Raw genomic sequence first — 17,544 nt, 5'->3', positions numbered from 1 at the left:
ATGAAAAATATTCAAGTATTAAAGCCCAAATTTAGAGTAGATGAATGCCTTTCTGAAATAAAAGAGTGTCTTGATTTAGGCTGGACAGGTATGGGCTATAAAACCATTGAGTTTGAAAATCAATGGAAAACTTATACAGGTCTAAATAATGCACATTTCTTAAACTCTGCATCGGCTGGCTTACATCTTGCAGTTAAGATATTAAAAGAAAAACATGGCTGGCAAGACGGTGATGAAATTATAACAACTCCATTAACATTTATATCTACTAATCACTCTATTGTGTATGAAAACCTTAAGCCTTGTTTTGCTGATATTGATGATTCATTAAATTTAAACCCTCAATCAGTTATAAAGAAAATTAATAAAAAAACCAAGGCTATTATTTTTGTAGGAATAGGTGGAAATACAAAGAACTTGACTGAAATTATTAGTATTGCTAGTGAAAATAACTTAGCAATTATTCTTGATGCTGCACATATGTCTGGCAGTCATATTAATAGTAGACATGTTGGATTTGATGTAGATGTAAGTGTTTTTTCTTTTCAGGCAGTAAAAAACCTTCCAACAGCTGATAGCGGCATGATTTGTTTTAATAGCGAAAATGATGACATAAAAGCTAGGGAGTTATCTTGGTTAGGAATCAATAAAGATACCTTCTCTCGGAGTGCTATGAGTACATATAAATGGGACTACAATGTTAATCAAGTAGGTTATAAATACCATGGAAACTCAATAATGGCAGCTCTTGGAATTGTTGGACTTAAATATTTGGAAGAGGATAATCAATATAGAAGAGATTTAGCAAATCGGTATAAAAAAAATTTAAAAGGTAAAGTTGATTTCATTGAGCATGACTCAGATCAAACATCAAGGCATATCTTTCAAGTAGTAGTTGATTATCGAGAAGAGTTGATAGATTATTTATCAACTCACAATATTTTTCCTGGAGTTCACTATCGCCAAAATACTGACTATGGCCTTTTTAATACTAAATCAAAACTCCCAAAATCCAAATATTTTTCTTCACGCATACTGTCTTTACCACTTCATTTAGAATTAAGTTTTGAAGATATCGATAAAGTTTCTAAAACTTTACTACAAGGCATCAATTCTCAATGAAGAAATTTTTAATAACTGGTGGTGCAGGCTTCATTGGATCAGCCTTAATAAGACATCTTATTAATAATACACATCATCATGTTATAAATATTGACAAGTTGACCTATGCAGGCAACTTAGAATCATTATCAAAAATAAATAGTAACGAAAGATACTCATTTGAAAAAATAGATATATGTAATTTTGAAGAAATAAAAAATATTTTTGAAAAATATCAACCTGATATAGTTATTCACCTTGCCGCTTCAACTCATGTAGATAGATCAATTGAAGCTCCAGATGAATTTATACAAACCAATATTTTTGGGACTTACGTTCTACTTGAGCAAGCTAAAAATTATTGGTTTGGATTAAAAAATGGTATAAAAAAAGATAATTTTCGCTTTCATCATGTATCAACTGATGAGGTTTATGGTGATTTAAACCTTTCAGATGAGCTTTTTACTGAAAAGACATCTTACGCACCTAGTTCTCCTTATTCAGCTTCCAAAGCTAGTTCAGATCACTTAGTTCGAGCTTGGCAAAGAACTTTCCAACTTCCTACTCTCATTACTAACTGCTCAAATAACTATGGGCCCTGCCAGTTTCCAGAAAAACTCATTCCACTTACTATATTAAATGCGCTTGAAGGAAAGACTATTCCAGTATATGGGAATGGCAAACAAGTAAGAGATTGGCTTTATGTTGATGACCATGCTAAGGCGCTTCTTCTAGTAGCACTTTCAGGGATTCCAGGTGAAACTTATAATATTGGTGGCCATAATGCCATTCAGAATATAGATGTGATTAAAACTGTTTGTCAAATACTAGACAAAGTAAGACCAAGTAAAATTAAAGGTATAAGTAAATATGAAAAACTAATCACTTTTGTTGATGAAAGACCAGGGCACGATTTAAAATATGCAATTGATGCATCCAAAATATTCAAGACATTAGGATGGAGTCCTGATGAGAATTTTAATTCTGGAATTTTAAAAACCGTCGAGTGGTATCTTAACAACAAAGCTTGGTGGGAAGAGTTAAAAGATGACAGAAATAAAGGAACTGGAGAGTAAAATATGGAACATACGAGCCACTTAGATATTGGTTGTAACTCCAATCCTAGAAACCCTTATAATGCTGATAAGCTTTATGGTGTTGACATAATTGATCTAGATACAAAAGAATTTAGCTACCAAAAATGCAACTTAATATTTGATTCTCTTCCATTCCCTGATTCAACCTTTGACTCAGTATCAGCATATGATTTTTTAGAACATGTACCAAGAGTGGCCACAATTAATAATGCTGGAGTATTTCCATTTATTCATGTTATGAATGAAATATATAGAGTATTAAAACCTGGTGGTATGTTTCATGGCATTACGCCTGGTTACCCTAGAAATGAGGCTTTTGTTGATCCAACCCATGTTAACTTTATAACCAAAAAAACTCATACTTACTTTACTAGTCCTAAATATAAAGCTCGTATGTATGGATTCACAGGAAAATTTAAAATTGTTAAAAAGGTCAAGTGGGTAAAATTAACTCAAGAAACTAGAAATGATATGTGGCTTTTAAAAACTCTAAAAAATATTTTCTACACTATTTATTTTATAAAAAAATCCCATTTAATTTGGGAGTTTAAAGCTGTTAAAAATGAGGAAAATATTAATTAATTTAGCCATTTGGTGATTTTTAAAGGCTTTTTTAACAGTTAAACATTTGATAAGTTTATATAGAATCCAGTCACAATAAATGAAGGAATATTGAATTGAGTAAAATAGATTTATCCATTATTATTGTCAATTATAGAAGTTGGGAGGTTCTGACTAAATGTATAGAATCATTCAACAAATGGTCACCAAACTCAAGTTATGAAATTATAGTTGTGGATAATGACTCTCAAGATAATCAATTTAATAACTTTAAGCAAAAATTTCATGAAATAAAACTTATTGCCAATAAGGGTAATTATGGTTTTTCTAGTGGGTGTAATCTTGGCGCTGATAATGCTAAAGGTGAATATTTATTATTCTTAAACCCGGATGTAACTCTAACCAAGAGCAATGCTATCGATGATATGTTTATTTTTGCAGTGGCTAATCCAAATGTAGGAATCACATCTTGCAGAACGCTCAATTCAGCTGGTAAGAGAGAAAGAGAGATTGCATTTATAAACCCATGGCTTACCATAGGTTGGCTTCGTACATTTTATAAATTAGCTTTTTCACGTAAAATAGCAAAAAAGTTTCCAGAAAATAATAATGTTTGGTATCCAGAATGGGTTGCAGGTTCGGTGGTTTTAATACAAAAAAAAATTTTTATGGAAATTGGACAATGGAGTGAAAACATATTTTGGATGTATTCAGAAGATCCTGATTTATGCCTCAAAGTAACTAAATATGGCAAAACAATTGCTCTTCTCCGGAATGTAGAACTTGAACATTTACATGGTGGATCATCTAGAAGAAATCCTAAAACTATTGCTATAACTAAATCTGAAGTGGTTACATCCAGTCATGTTTTTATCCAAGAACACACTAGAGGCATAAACAGGTTGACTTTGCATCTGGTGATTATGATCAATACTTTAATATCATGGATATTACGAACATTAATAACCTTACCTTTATTTTGGAAAAGTATCTTTAAAGCAAACCTATTAACTCTTGTTATGATTATTAAGTATTATCGAAGTGCACTTATTCGAAGTTCCTGGAAAAGTAAAAGGTTAAAAAATAATGAGTCGTAGAGATAAAACTAAATTTGAAAAATGGTTCTCATTAAGTAGGCATAAAAGGCGTTCTGGAGCAAAAGAATTGTCAGAGCATATATCAATAGACTTTTCTCAACAGAAGCAAATAGTTATTGATGGTGATAAAATTAAATACACTCATGGCAGCTCAAATAATCTAGACGAGCATTTTGTTGCGCTGAGAGATGAGTTTGTTGGTCAAAGTGAACTCTGTTACACGCATGCTAAAATCGTCGTACTTATCAGGCGCGACTTTGATACAGAAAATCACTTTGCTTTGTTACAACAACTCTGGAAAGAAGAGAAAGATTATTTATTAAAGAATTTAAACATGCGCTGGCTTTTATCTGCCACAGATACTTTTGCAGATTTTTCAGATAATGATGCTATCAAGGGTCTATCTCTTGCCTGCTCATGTCTTCTTAATACTGTAAAAATACAAGAAAGTGAGCGCTTTATTACTAATTTTAATAATAACGTAGATGATAAAGAAAAAATTACGAGGCTAGACAATGAAGAAAGAATCCCTCTCTTTGATGGAACATCTGTCTTTAAAATTGGAACAGACGACACCCTTAGAAATATGAGATGGAGAATTGACAAAGTAGCCAAAATAAACATTGCTGGTGAGATACTTCTAGAAATATTCCTTCGCTTACAGGAACACGATACTATATTCATGAGACTAAGAGAGAGACATAAAAGAAATAAAACAGGCTGGTGGTAAGTGCAGATATTTGTGATTAATTTACCTTGTTCTATCGAACGCCGTAGGCTCCAAAAAGATCAGCTAACTAAACTAGGTCTTGCATACAAAATTCTAGATGCAACAACCGTTGAAGATATTAGCGATAACACTTATAAAAAACATTATTATGACTGGCAAAGGCCTTTAAGAAAAACTGAAGTTGCTTGCTACTTCTCCCATAGAGCAGCTTGGAATAGGGTAATAAAAAGTAATAAACCTGCACTTATATTAGAAGATGATGCAATCATGTCAAGACTCCTACCGGAACTTCTTCATAGCCTTAATACAATTGAAAATACTGATCTAATTAACTTAGAGAATAGGAGTAGAAAGAAATTTGTTTCAAGATCATCTATAGATATTGGTTACAACTCAAAATTACTTAGACTATATCAAGATAGAACTGGCGCAGCTGGCTATATATTATGGCCATCAGGGGCAAAAAAACTAACTCTACTCGAAAAAAATAAAGGGATCGGGTTAGCTGATGCACATATAACTTCCTGCCATTCACTTAAGGCATTTCAAGTTGAACCATCTCCAATAATTCAATTAGATCAGTGCAAAGATTATGGAGTTAATAACATTTATTTGAGCGTTATATCAAAATCCACTGTAAGTAACAATCACAACTATAAAGGGGGTATTTACTTTTTTATAAAGAGATTGTACTATCAATTTAAATTGGCTTTAAGACAGCTCTACATATTAACGAAATCGCAAAGGCGATATATAATAATTAAAAAGAGTGATTTCATTGTCTAATAGAGTATTAAAAGATTTTAAATTTAGATTAATTTAAAATTCATACAAGGGAATCTTTCCAAATACATAACGAGCAGAGTGAAGCAGAATGAAAATTATTATATATGTCATGAACCCAGATAAGAATTACGAAAGAAGAATCGCATTAAGTGAATTACTTGAAAAAATGCCATTTGAATTTGAATTTATGTCTATTAATGACGATGTTGAATTAACCCCTGATGCAATTTCTAAAAATCATGATTCAAAAAGGGCGATAGATGCTTTAGGTAGAGATCTAACTCGTGGAGAGTTAGCAAGTACATTTAATCACATGCTTTGTTTTAAAAAATTTTTAGACTCAGAAAGTGATATTGCAATTATTTTAGAAGATGATGCTGATTTCATTGTTGATAAATTTATTTATGTAATAGAGCTTCTCACAAAAAAAATAATCAATAAAAACAATCATCACGTATTTTTACTAACTCCAGTAATTTCATATTTGAATAACAACTCAATAAGTTTAAATAAAGATTATAAAGTTGTGGAAGTTGTCCAATCCTTGGATAGTGCAGGATACATTGTGAATCGTAAAACAGCAAAAAAATTATTAAGCGTCAACTCCAAAGCATGGTTTATCATGGATGATTGGGTTAGGTACAAAAGGCATGCAAATGTTAATATTTTCAGTGTAATTCCACCAATTCTCAAACAAGATATGGTTACTTTTAAATCAAATTTGATGAATTCAAGGAATAATGCAATTAAAAGTAGAACATTAAAATATGTTGTAACTAGAATTAGTTATAAGATTTTAGCTGATGCTAAAAAGTATTTTTGGCTGATGCCATTTAAGGGTTACGTTAGGAACAAAGATGTCTAAGAATCTATGTTAACTAACAAAATTAATTCCACCAACATTTTGGTAAATGACGTGATGGTCTATGAGGTGCGCATTGCTCATCTAAGTCATGTGGAAATTTTAACTTTTCGTCACTCAAATGAACCCTATCATTTCGCAAGAACGTAAACTCTAGCAGCTCTGGTATTTCGATTGAGTTTTTACTAATGATTGGGCGTGAGTTATTTGGGTGAATATGAGCCACAGTAAAATCACTACTGAATTTATCAAATACTGCTTCAACCATCTTAAAAGCATTTTTGTTAAAAATCATATCAAGGTGGTGAAATTCTACCACCATAATTCGAAATTTTTTAAACACATCTTTTGGCGTGTCAATAATCACCTCGTATTCCGCACCCTCAATGTCCATTTGTAACAGAAGATCAGAATCATCATTAGTATTGTTTTGTACCCAATCCTCAAGCCTTATAAACTTTTCATCATTTTTATTACCTAAGAATTTTTTATCAAAGTGAAAGAATTTACTATCAATTGATGGCTTATCAACAGAAAAATCAGTCATAAATGAATATATATTATATCTCTCAGCAAGCTCTTCTTCAAAAGTAGACATTTCATCAACCCCTGGAGAAAAGCATTTGCTAATCCCAGAAAGGTCATCGGGTAACAAATAAGCACCATCCCCTTCACCCCCAAAACGAATGAGTTTTTTACCGACTGATTTAGGGCTAAATTTTTTAATAAACCGCTCAAGATCTTTTATATCTGTAGCCTCAGCAATAGACTTGCCAGAGGTTAAAAATAACTGCCTTACTAAATCTCTTAGATTCATTGTATTGCCATTAGTAAAATTAAAGTTTATACAATCTTTTTAAACATATGAAATTCAGCATATCAAATAAATAAATTAAAGGCAAGTATTTCAAACTTCTGGTTTCTTTATGAACTTAATAGTTAGAAGTAAAATAATGGCTAAAAAGAATACATAGAATCCGTTCATGTATGTGTCACCAAATAAAATATTCACAAAGCCAAAACTAGCATATCCTAAGGATAACAAAGCACCCGCAATAAACACTGGGTCTTCACGGTTTTGAATATTGGCTTTTAAAAATATTCTAAGTGGAGCAAATATAAGTAGAAGAAGAGCTCCTAATAAAATAACTCCACCATTGAAATAGTTTGTTAAATAAGCGTTATGTAAATGATTGTAGGTATATGCTAGTTGGCCAGATGAGCTCTTTACATCTTCAAAAACAACAACATTTGAGGTACGGTATCCATGACCAAAAAAAGGAACATCTTTAATTTTTTCTATTGCTAAACTATACATATCCAATCGCACACTAACAGATTTATGAAGCACTCCAGAAGTCGCAGATGTATCTCCTGATACCCAACTAGTAATTTCTGTATATGCACTCTGGGTCCTGTCCTTGAAAGATTGACTAAATACAGGTATTGAAATGATAAGAGCAATAATAAGAACTATAAAAAATTTTGATTTGATATTTAAGTTATTTTTTTGCTTGTAAAGAAAATAAAGATAAACACCTGATAATAAAAAAAAAGATAGCCATGCGCCACGAGTACCTGAAGCAATTATTATAAATAAACCAGACAACAACGATAAGAGAGAAAAAGCCTTATTTTTAAATGATTCTTTTTGAAAAAAAACAAGAATAACAAAAAATAACGAGACTGCAAGATTTCCAAGCACTGCAGAATTCATAACACCAGATGGAAGTGTATACCCTGCTTCAAACCGATACAAGATAACTAGTCCTATAAATAGTAGTCCCAGCTTAATACCCGAGAGTAGATAATTGATATTAATTTCTGCCTTGAACAGAGCAAGTGCAATAAAAGGGGCAAATAAAAAATGAAAATCTCTGGGTATGAAGTGTGCCAATGCTGTCGCCTGACCTGAAAAAAGTACTGATATGCAAACAGCCAAAAAATACCCAAATGTTAGGTATGAAAAAACCTTAATCTCTTGAATGGCGAATGGGGATAGTTTTTTTGAAATAGCAATAAATATACCCATCATTGCCAGGATAAATAAAACTAGATCTCCAGCAACTTGTAATGAAATTATAACTATTGGAAAGATAAAAATTAATAAATTTACAGATTGAGAATAATTCTTACCTAATAGTTGCTCTTTCATGGACTACTGATCTTTAATGATATAATGCTGCGATATTTTACATGTAAAAAATGAAAGAATGAGGGACACTATTTCACTAATCAAACCTACTAACTTTATACATAATCAAATTAATAAAGATTTAGATTCTGGACTTCATAGCTCAGTTCTTACACGTTTTCCGCCAGAGCCAAATGGCTACCTTCACATCGGTCATGCAAAATCAATATACATCAACTTTGGAGTAGCCAAAGATTATGCCGGCTATTGCAATCTAAGGTTTGATGATACAAATCCTGCTAAAGAGGATATTGAGTATGTTAATTCAATTAAAAAAGACATACAATGGCTAGGCTTTGATTGGAATGGTGAAGTCAAATATAGCTCACGTTATTTTGATATCTTTTATAAATGTGCTGAAGAACTTATCTCTAAGGGGCTAGCATATGTTTGTTTTTTGACTAATGATGAAGCTCGAAAATATAGAGGAACACTCAAGAATCCTGGCTTAAATAGCCCTTATCGTGATACTAGTATAGAGCAAAATAAAGCCCTATTTAAGAAGATGAAAGAAGGTGAGTTTAAGGAAGGAGAGTGCGTATTGCGCAGCAAAATTGATATGTCTTCTAGCTTTATGTGTATGCGTGACCCAACTCTTTATCGGATTCGTTTTGAGACACACCACCAGACAAATGACGACTGGTGTATTTATCCGATGTATGACTTTGCTCACTGTCTTGGTGATGCTATTGAAGGTGTTACACACTCACTATGCACTTTGGAGTTTCAAGATAACCGTCGAATTTATGATTGGTTATTAGAGCACTTAGATGAATTCAATAAAATTGATCGCCCGCACCAATACGAATTTTCTCGCCTAAATCTGGAGTATGCAACAACATCCAAAAGAAAACTAAAACTATTAGTTGATAATAGCTATGTTTCTGGCTGGAATGATCCAAGAATGCCAACAATTTCAGGACTGAGAAGAAGGGGATATACTCCGGAGTCAATAAGGAACTTTTCAGAGCGGGTTGGTGTTTCAAAAGTTAATAGCCTGACAGATGCTTCAATTTTAGAATCTTCGATTAGAGATCATCTAAATATTACTGCACCTCGAACAATGGCTGTAATTGATCCAATAAAACTAGTAATTGCAAATTACCCTGAAGGCAAAATTGAATCCCTTAAAGCCCCAGTTCATCCTCAAAATAAAGAAATGGGAACAAGAGAGATTTTCTTTAGTCGTGAAATATATATTGACAAAGAAGACTTTGTAGAAATAGCGCCAAATAATAAATATAAACGATTAGCGCTTAATAAAGAGGTTCGCCTTAGAAATTCTTATGTTATTAAAGCAACTCATTTTGATATTGACAATGATGGCAATATTAAAACCGTTTATTGCACATATGATCCTGACACTTTAGGTAAAAATCCATCCAACGGAAGGAAGGTTAAAGGTGTCATTCATTATGTTGAATCCAGTAAGGCTATTAACGCTGAATTTAGAATATATGACCGCCTTTTTCTAGAATCAAATCCAGCTAAATTTGACGACTTATCATCTTCAATAAACCCCAGCTCTCTTGAGATAAAAAATGGACTTGTTGAGCCAAACTTATCAGATGCAAAAGCTGAATTTTCTTACCAGTTTGAACGAGAGGGTTACTTTTGCAGAGACAGTGAGTCTGAAGGACTAGTATTTAACAAAACTGTTGGGCTCAGAGATACCTGGAATCAATAATCCATTTTTTGAAGCCAGTCATTCACTCGCTTTACTTCAGAATGTTTAGTTGTATCAATCTGAAGAGGAGTGACTGAAACAAAGTTATTAGAAATTGCATGGAAATCTGTACCCTCTAAATTATCGTCCTCCTTCCCATTCTCACCAATCCAATAAAGAGATGTATCCTCTTTATCCTTAATACTTGGTTCAGATTTATGCCTACTTCCTAGATAAGTACTCTTAATACCATTAATTTCACTAAGAGGAATATCTGGAACATTAACATTAATAATGGTGTTAAAGGATAGTCCAGATTTGTCAATTTGAGAAACTAATCTCTTGGCAATTTCTCCCGCTGTCTCGAAGTGATTACACTCCCAACTAGCTAAAGACATTGCAATTGATGGAAGTCCTAAAAAACGCCCTTCTATAGCACCGGCAACTGTTCCAGAATAGATTGTATCGTCCCCTAGGTTTGCCCCAAAATTAATACCAGTTACCACCAAATCAATTGACTCCTTTATAAAACCACACAACGCTAGATGAACACAATCAGTCGGTGTTGCATCAATTGCATAAATATTTTTCTCAATTTGGATTGGTTTTAATGGTCTTCCAAGAGTTAATGAGCTACTTGCTGCAGATTTATTCTCACTCGGAGCAACAACAATGACTTCTGCAATTTCACTCAGAGATTTTGTAAGCTGTTTGATACCCTTGGCCTTGTAGCCATCATCATTACTTATAAGAATTCTCATTAACTGATTGTTAAGGCAATCTTATCTTTACTAACACCTACTTTAACAGTTCCACCAGAGCTTAGCTTTCCAAAAAGAAGTTCGTCAGCGAGAGGTTTACGCACCTCTCTTTCAATTAATCTCATCATTGGGCGCGCACCCATCATGGAGTCATAGCCATTCTCTGCAAACCATTTTCGAGCTGCATCTGAAACGATCAATGAAACATTCTTTTTTTCAAGGACGTCTTCCAGCTCAAAAAGAAATTTATTGACTACAAAGACAACAACCTCTTCATTAAGCTTATTAAAGTAAATAATTTCTGAGAGACGGTTTCTGAATTCTGGAGTGAATATCTTTTTAAGCTCGCCTTCATAATCAAGGGAATGATCTTGCTCATTAAAACCTATGGAAGCTCTTTGAACATTTTGAGCGCCTACATTTGAAGTCATCACAAGTATCACATTACTAAAGTCAACTTCGCGGCCATTAGCATCAGTAAGCTTTCCATGATCCATGACTTGTAATAGGATATTAAAAATATCAGGATGCGCCTTCTCAATCTCATCTAGTAAAAGAACCGCATAAGGATTACTATTTACTGCCTCAGTTAATAGACCTCCTTCGTCATAACCTACATAACCTGGAGGAGAGCCTATAAGTTTAGAAATAGCATGCCTCTCCATATATTCAGACATATCAAATCTCAATAATTTGACGCCCATGATCCTTGATAGCTGCTTACAAATTTCAGTTTTACCTACTCCTGTAGGGCCAGCAAATAAAAAAGAGCCCATTGGTTGCTCAACTGGAGAAAGTCCAGAGCGAGAAAGTTTTATAGCAGTTGATAAAGACTCAACAGCATTATCTTGGCCAAATACACCGAGTTTAAGATCACTCTCTAAACTTTTAAGTAAAGATTTATCATCACTAGTGACTTGGCGCGAAGGAATACGTGCTAACTTAGCAACAATATTTTCAATATCAGGAACACCAATATTGACTTTACGTTTTGATTTCGGAAGTATCTGCTGAAGCGCACCTACTTCATCAATGACATCAATCGCTTTGTCTGGAAGGCGTCTGTCTCCAATATGTCGATGCGTTAACTCTGCTGCAGAAACTAAAGATGCAGCTGAATATTTAACTTTATGATGAGCTTGATAATATTTTTTTAAACCATGCAAAATCTTGATTGTATCCTCAACTGAAGGTTCCTCAATATCTACTTTTTGAAAACGCCTTGTAAGCGCATGATCTTTTTCAAAAATCTTACGGTATTCATCATAGGTTGTAGATCCTATACATTTAAGTGAGCCATCTGCTAGAGCTGGCTTAAGAAGGTTAGATGCATCCAAAGACCCACCAGAAACACTACCTGCACCAATTAAAGTATGGATTTCATCAATAAAAAGTACTGAATTCTTATCTTTTTCTAAATCAGTAAGTACTGACTTTAGTCGCTTTTCAAAGTCACCCCTATACTTTGTGCCCGCAATTAGTACACCAACATCTAGAGAATATATAGTTGTCTTTTTTAAAATTTCAGGGACCTGTCCATCTACAATTCTCTTGGCTAAACCTTGAGCAATAGCGGTTTTACCAACTCCAGCTTGTCCTACAAATAAAGGATTATTTTTACGCCGTCTTGATAAAATTTGTACCGTTCTAAGAACTTCTTCTTCTCTGCCAAGAAGAGGGTCAATTTCACCAAGTCTAGCTTTTTCACATAAATTAGTTGTAAAAGATTCAAGAGAAGACGGCCTAGCTTGCTTCTCACCTTCAACTTTTTTTGTTTCTTCAGCTGGATTATCTGCTAAATGGGAGGAAATTCCCTCCATAACATCCAATCTGGAAATGTTATTTAATTTAAGCATATAGACAGCATGCGATTCTTTTTCAGAAAAAATACTAACAAAGACATTCATCGCGTTAACCGAATTTTTTTGAGCAGACTGTGCCTGATAAACACTCCTTTGGAGAACTCTTTGAAACCCAACTGTTGGAACAATATCTATTTCAGCATCTTCAGAGATAATGGGTGTGTGTGAGTCAATATATTGATCAAGTTCAGCACGAAGTTCATCGATATTCACTCGTTTACCCCGAAGAAATGCAACAACCTCATCCATATTAAGAAGGGCTAATAATAAATGCTCCACTGTTACAAATTCAAGGCGACGATTTCTAGCCTCAGTCATCACCATATTAATCTCTTGCTGTAGTCCTTGTTCAATCATAAAATACTATTTTTGTTATTAACTCAATTAATCCTTAATTTTAACATCACTGTATGCAATTTGAATCAAAATAAAATTCAAATTAATCTTAAATAAATATTTAGATAGATCTCAATTTACTTTCAAAATCTTCCCTGTTATGATAGCCACCACAAAGTTGTCGATACCCTGTCAAAGATGAACGCGCATGAAGGAGACGCCAATTGTCAAACGTTAATACTTTTCCAGGATCCAACATAAACTCAAATTGACGACTTGAGTCATTTGCTAGATTATGAAATATTTTATAAGCATCATAAAACTTAACCATTAGCTCATTTTCCAACCTAAACGGCGCGCGGTCATGGTTATTAAAGCTTACCTGAATAACTTCACTATTATCATTGACACGGAATAAAGGTCGATGTGCCTCTAAATAAGTATTTGGCTTAATATAGCGCCCAGGAATATTAACATTACACAGAATATTAAATGCATCAGGATAATCTTGCCTCATTTTTTCTGCAATTGCAAGGCCGTCAATTAATTGATTTTCACCACCAACAGAATCTCTTTTTATGCAGTGCAAAGTTTGAAGTCCTGGCGCGTCATGAACATATGTTCCATCTGTATGAGGCTCAATAGCTAGTGATGTAAAGGCAGTATCATCAGGATTTTCAAGTTTATTATCCCAAACAGAAAAGCCTCCAAAAATAGAGTTTCTAATATAAGCCATTCTCTCCATAAGCTCTTTTGTTGCCTCTGGAGTTTCAGGAGTCTCTGTTACTAAAGCAAAGCCAACTCTTTGAATATGATTTAGCCAAGTTTTTATTCCTCCATCACTCATAAGTTCCTGATAGGTTATTTCAGGAAATTCTTTAATTTCATTTGAGGAATTCCATACATTTGTCAAATTCAATATATATGACTGAGGAAGGCTAGGCACTGACATAGTTTGAAGTAATTTAAAAGAAAGACTACTTTCAGACTGATCACTCCATTTAATAAAAATACTTTCAGAGGAGACATCAAGCCATATGTCCTTGACAGTATTATTTAGTGGCTCACTAAATGAATCAATCTGACGCTGCTTAGTATCTGGATGCAAGTCTTCTTTGCTTTCACTATGATCTCTAAGCCAAAACCAAGGATAGCAACTCAAGGAATCATCACTCCAAAAAACATTTAAACCTTTATCTAATGATTCAATAGATTTGATTAACATTTTTCTTCCTTATTTAAATTAATATAATAATAAAATTTTATCATCTCAATAGACATTAAATTAAAAAAAATTATATACCTAGCTCCCTTAATACAGCCATCAGTGGCTGTTCATTTTCTCTAGAATAACCTATAACTTGCTTAACTTTTGTTTGCGCAACATCATAAGAATATGACCCACATACCGCTTCTCCATCTATATGGATTTTAAGCATAATTGCTTCAGCAGCTTGAAACTCTTTATGAAAAAATCTCCGCAAAACATCAACTACAAACTCCATTGAAGTGAAATCATCGTTTAGCAAAATAACGTCAAATCGATTAGGCATTTTTAGATTTTGCTTTACAGTCTTTAAATTAACCTGGCTCATTTGATTAGCTAAAAGATTTTTTTAATAATAAAATTACTGCACTAAACATGACCACAATAGATGGCAATATAGAGCTCAAAAAAGGGCTAAAGTCCAATCCTAATGCCATTGCGCTAGCAACTCTTGATAACATTTCAAATGACAACCCAAGCGCAACTCCAAAAAATATTTTTCTCCCCAATGTTACATCCCTTGTAGATCCAAAGATAAATAACATTGCAAGCAAGATCATTGCAATAAGAGTTATAGGTTGAATTAAACGCTTATAGAGTTCTACCTTAAATACCACTGAGCGTAATTTATTATCAGACAAAAATCGAATCTGCTTAATAAGAGTCCAAGTCGAAAGATCTTCAGGTTCTTTTTCTAAACTATTTATCAAATCCTGATCAAATGAAACTGTTTTATCATAAGAATTTCGCTCTTTTAAAGAAATTCTATCAAAATAGTTTGACTCATCAATAGAAAAAATTTCGCTGCCACTCATGTCTAAAGAATCCCCATCAAATATAGCATTTTCTGACTTAATAACTCTTTCAATCTTATTTAATGAGTTGACTTCAATAACTGTAATTCCACTAAATAATATGCCATTAATATTTTTTTTAACATTAATGAAATTATCGCCATCTCTAATCCAAAAACCCTCTTGATTAAAGGATGTACTAGAATTTCCCATAGCATTTAACTTGCTACTTTTAGCAAGATTACTTGAAATCGGAGCTAAAAATTCCCCTATACAAATAAAAAAAAGTACAAAGATAAGGGAATTTTTTAAAGTAAGTAACGTAATTTTAAATATAGAAGCACCAGAGACTCGAAAGATAAGAAGCTGCCCAGTTGTAGCTAAGTGTCCCATACCTAAAATACAGCCCAATAATATTATTGGTGATGCTTGCTTATAAGCAACTTCTGGTAATTGAAGAATAATATTGGTAAATGCTGCAAGGATTGTATAGTCCTCTGTGCCAACGCTATTTAACTCTGCTAAAAAGTTAAAAAAACTGTAAATACTAGTCCAAACCATAAGAACAACTATTGTGTAGCTTAAAAGTGTTTTAGCAATGTAACGATCTCTAATTTTCATTAAAATATAAAGTATTAATAACTGTTTTTAAAAGCATATCTTTTATGACTAACATACAACAAAATAAAATCTTAATAATTGATTTTGGATCACAATATACCCAACTCATTGCAAGACGAGTCAGAGAAATAGGCGTTTACTGTGAATTAGTGCCATATGATGTCAACCCCTATTTTATTGAAAAATTTAACCCTAGTGGCATTATTCTCTCCGGCGGTCCTGATACAGTTAATCAAAACGATTCAGCACGAGCACCAAATATCGTATTTGATTTAAAAGTGCCAATATTAGGCATATGTTACGGAATGCAAACAATGGCAGTTCAACTTGGAGGCGAAGCGAAAAGCTCTAAAAAAGCCGAATTTGGGTTCGCTCAAATTAGGGCTAGAAATCACTCAAACCTTTTAACTGATATTAGTGATGAAATTAATTCACAGGGCCATGGATTATTAGATGTATGGATGAGCCATGGGATAGAGGTAACGAAACTACCAAAAGACTTTGAATTAATTGCATCAACCGATAGCTGCCCAATTGCAGGCTTTGCAAATAGTAAAAAGAACTACTTTGGTCTTCAATTTCATCCGGAAGTCACCCACACCAAAAAAGGAATTCAAATTTTAGAAAGGTTTGTAACAACTATTTGTCAGTGTGGAAAGAGCTGGACTACGAAAAATATTATTGATAACTTATTAGAAAAAATAAAGTCTCAAGTAGGTGACAAAAAAATTCTTTTAGGCCTCTCAGGCGGTGTTGACTCCTCGGTCGTAGCAATGCTTCTACATCAATCTATTGGCGATCAACTAACCTGTGTTTTTGTAGATAACGGCTTACTGAGGCTTAATGAAGGTGATGAGGTAATGAAGACTTTCTCTCAAAATCTTGGCGTAAAGGTTATTAGGGCTGACGCTCAAGAGTACTTTTATGATCAACTTTCAGATGAAGCTGATCCTGAGTTAAAAAGAAAAATAATAGGTGGAGCTTTTATTGAAATATTTAATCAAGAAGCACAAAAAATAAAAGACATAAAATTCCTCGCCCAAGGCACCATTTATCCAGATGTCATTGAGTCGGCAGGAGCCGCTTCGGGCAAAGCTAAAGTTATCAAATCTCATCATAATGTTGGCGGACTACCAGATAATATGCAGTTCGAACTGGTTGAGCCATTAAAAGAGTTATTTAAAGATGAAGTGAGAGAGATTGGAGTAAAACTTGGCCTTCCAAAAAAAATGCTCTATCGCCATCCTTTTCCTGGACCAGGACTCGGTGTTAGAATTCTTGGTCAAGTTAAAAAAGAATACACTGATATCTTAAGAAGGGCAGATCATATTTTCATGGAAGAGCTTAATAATCAAGGCTTATATGAAAAGGTTGATCAAGCCTTTGCAGTATTTCTTCCAGTTAAATCTGTAGGAGTCACTGGAGATGAAAGAAGGTATGACTTTGTTATAGCACTTCGCGCTGTTGAGACTGTGGATTTTATGACTGCTCGCTGGGCAAGACTTCCGTATGACTTCTTAGACCACGTCTCTAATCGCATCATGAATGAAATTTCACGAGTTTCGAGAGTTGTGTACGATATTTCAGGAAAACCACCATCTACTATTGAGTGGGAGTAACTACAAACTCTACAACCCCTACTACTAAAGGATTTTAAACTTACACTCTACTTACACACACTTACTTTAAACCTCCGTACAAGTGCATTTCTGAATTTGACTTACACACTTTCTTACACACTTTTTGTTCTTATTCGTTTTCATATAAAGCATGAACTCGAAAACTATTCCATAGTGACTGATTGACTTT

The 17,544-nt window shown here is 33.5% G+C and carries 16 protein-coding genes; 9 read left to right on the top strand and 7 right to left on the bottom strand.

Features of this window, described 5'->3' with window-relative positions; all coding sequences use genetic code 11:
• The 7 genes from ABXT44_RS01570 (at window position 1) to ABXT44_RS01540 (ending at window position 6,237) form a co-directional block, all read left to right on the top strand.
• Window positions 1–1,122 carry a DegT/DnrJ/EryC1/StrS family aminotransferase gene (locus ABXT44_RS01570; protein ID WP_416687563.1) on the top strand — a complete coding sequence of 374 codons (1,122 nt, stop codon included), beginning with the start codon at window positions 1–3 and terminating at the stop codon, window positions 1,120–1,122.
• Window positions 1,119–2,177 (top strand): dTDP-glucose 4,6-dehydratase, encoded by a 1,059-nt coding sequence (gene rfbB / locus ABXT44_RS01565; protein ID WP_416687561.1) that lies wholly within the window; start codon window positions 1,119–1,121, stop codon window positions 2,175–2,177. The genes ABXT44_RS01570 and rfbB overlap by 4 nt, the downstream gene beginning before the upstream one ends.
• A gap of 3 nt (window positions 2,178–2,180) precedes the next feature.
• Window positions 2,181–2,780, top strand: coding sequence for a class I SAM-dependent methyltransferase (locus tag ABXT44_RS01560; RefSeq protein ID WP_416687558.1), 600 nt, complete (start codon window positions 2,181–2,183; stop codon window positions 2,778–2,780).
• Window positions 2,781–2,875: 95 nt separating this feature from the next.
• Window positions 2,876–3,856 (top strand): glycosyltransferase family 2 protein, encoded by a 981-nt coding sequence (locus ABXT44_RS01555; protein WP_416687556.1) that lies wholly within the window; start codon window positions 2,876–2,878, stop codon window positions 3,854–3,856.
• Window positions 3,846–4,586 (top strand): hypothetical protein, encoded by a 741-nt coding sequence (locus ABXT44_RS01550; protein WP_416687554.1) that lies wholly within the window; start codon window positions 3,846–3,848, stop codon window positions 4,584–4,586. The genes ABXT44_RS01555 and ABXT44_RS01550 overlap by 11 nt, the downstream gene beginning before the upstream one ends.
• A gap of 12 nt (window positions 4,587–4,598) precedes the next feature.
• Window positions 4,599–5,372, top strand: coding sequence for a glycosyltransferase family 25 protein (locus ABXT44_RS01545; protein ID WP_416687551.1), 774 nt, complete (start codon window positions 4,599–4,601; stop codon window positions 5,370–5,372).
• A gap of 88 nt (window positions 5,373–5,460) precedes the next feature.
• Window positions 5,461–6,237, top strand: coding sequence for a glycosyltransferase family 25 protein (locus ABXT44_RS01540; RefSeq protein ID WP_416687550.1), 777 nt, complete (start codon window positions 5,461–5,463; stop codon window positions 6,235–6,237).
• 22 nt (window positions 6,238–6,259) lie between these two features.
• Here ABXT44_RS01540 and ABXT44_RS01535 read toward each other — a convergent pair whose 3' ends face one another.
• Complete coding sequence (locus ABXT44_RS01535; protein WP_416687548.1) at window positions 6,260–7,051, bottom strand: FkbM family methyltransferase; 792 nt, start codon at window positions 7,049–7,051, stop codon at window positions 6,260–6,262.
• Between the two features lie 90 nt (window positions 7,052–7,141).
• A complete protein-coding gene (locus ABXT44_RS01530; protein ID WP_416687546.1) occupies window positions 7,142–8,389 on the bottom strand; it encodes an O-antigen ligase family protein in 1,248 nt (415 codons plus the stop codon).
• Between the two features lie 58 nt (window positions 8,390–8,447).
• Here ABXT44_RS01530 and ABXT44_RS01525 point away from each other — a divergent pair, with 58 nt between their 5' ends.
• Window positions 8,448–10,115 (top strand): glutamine--tRNA ligase/YqeY domain fusion protein, encoded by a 1,668-nt coding sequence (locus ABXT44_RS01525; RefSeq protein WP_416687544.1) that lies wholly within the window; start codon window positions 8,448–8,450, stop codon window positions 10,113–10,115.
• On the opposite strand, the gene surE is transcribed toward ABXT44_RS01525, so the two are convergent.
• The 5 genes from surE to lptG form a co-directional block, all read right to left on the bottom strand.
• Complete coding sequence (surE, locus tag ABXT44_RS01520; RefSeq protein WP_416687541.1) at window positions 10,109–10,855, bottom strand: 5'/3'-nucleotidase SurE; 747 nt, start codon at window positions 10,853–10,855, stop codon at window positions 10,109–10,111. The two genes, ABXT44_RS01525 and surE, sit on opposite strands and share 7 nt — an antisense overlap.
• The gene (gene clpA / locus ABXT44_RS01515; RefSeq protein WP_416687538.1) at window positions 10,855–13,074 is read right to left on the bottom strand and encodes an ATP-dependent Clp protease ATP-binding subunit ClpA; all 2,220 of its coding nucleotides are present in this window, start codon (window positions 13,072–13,074) and stop codon (window positions 10,855–10,857) included. The genes surE and clpA overlap by 1 nt, the downstream gene beginning before the upstream one ends.
• 100 nt (window positions 13,075–13,174) lie before the next feature.
• A complete protein-coding gene (locus ABXT44_RS01510) occupies window positions 13,175–14,278 on the bottom strand; it encodes a trimethyllysine dioxygenase (protein ID WP_416687536.1) in 1,104 nt (367 codons plus the stop codon).
• Window positions 14,279–14,348: 70 nt separating this feature from the next.
• Window positions 14,349–14,648 carry an ATP-dependent Clp protease adaptor ClpS gene (locus tag ABXT44_RS01505; RefSeq protein ID WP_416687534.1) on the bottom strand — a complete coding sequence of 100 codons (300 nt, stop codon included), beginning with the start codon at window positions 14,646–14,648 and terminating at the stop codon, window positions 14,349–14,351.
• A 4-nt stretch (window positions 14,649–14,652) separates the two neighbouring features.
• Window positions 14,653–15,735, bottom strand: coding sequence for an LPS export ABC transporter permease LptG (gene lptG, locus ABXT44_RS01500; protein ID WP_416687532.1), 1,083 nt, complete (start codon window positions 15,733–15,735; stop codon window positions 14,653–14,655).
• A gap of 44 nt (window positions 15,736–15,779) precedes the next feature.
• On the opposite strand from lptG, the gene guaA reads away from it, so the two are divergent.
• Window positions 15,780–17,354: a glutamine-hydrolyzing GMP synthase gene (gene guaA / locus ABXT44_RS01495; RefSeq protein WP_416687529.1), complete on the top strand. Its 1,575-nt coding sequence runs from the start codon at window positions 15,780–15,782 to the stop codon at window positions 17,352–17,354.
• Window positions 17,355–17,544 lie beyond the last annotated feature (190 nt).

Source organism: Candidatus Pseudothioglobus sp. Uisw_041, assembly GCF_048087625.1.
Taxonomy (GTDB): Bacteria; Pseudomonadota; Gammaproteobacteria; order PS1; family Pseudothioglobaceae; genus Pseudothioglobus.
This window is presented reverse-complemented; position numbering and strand designations above follow the sequence as displayed.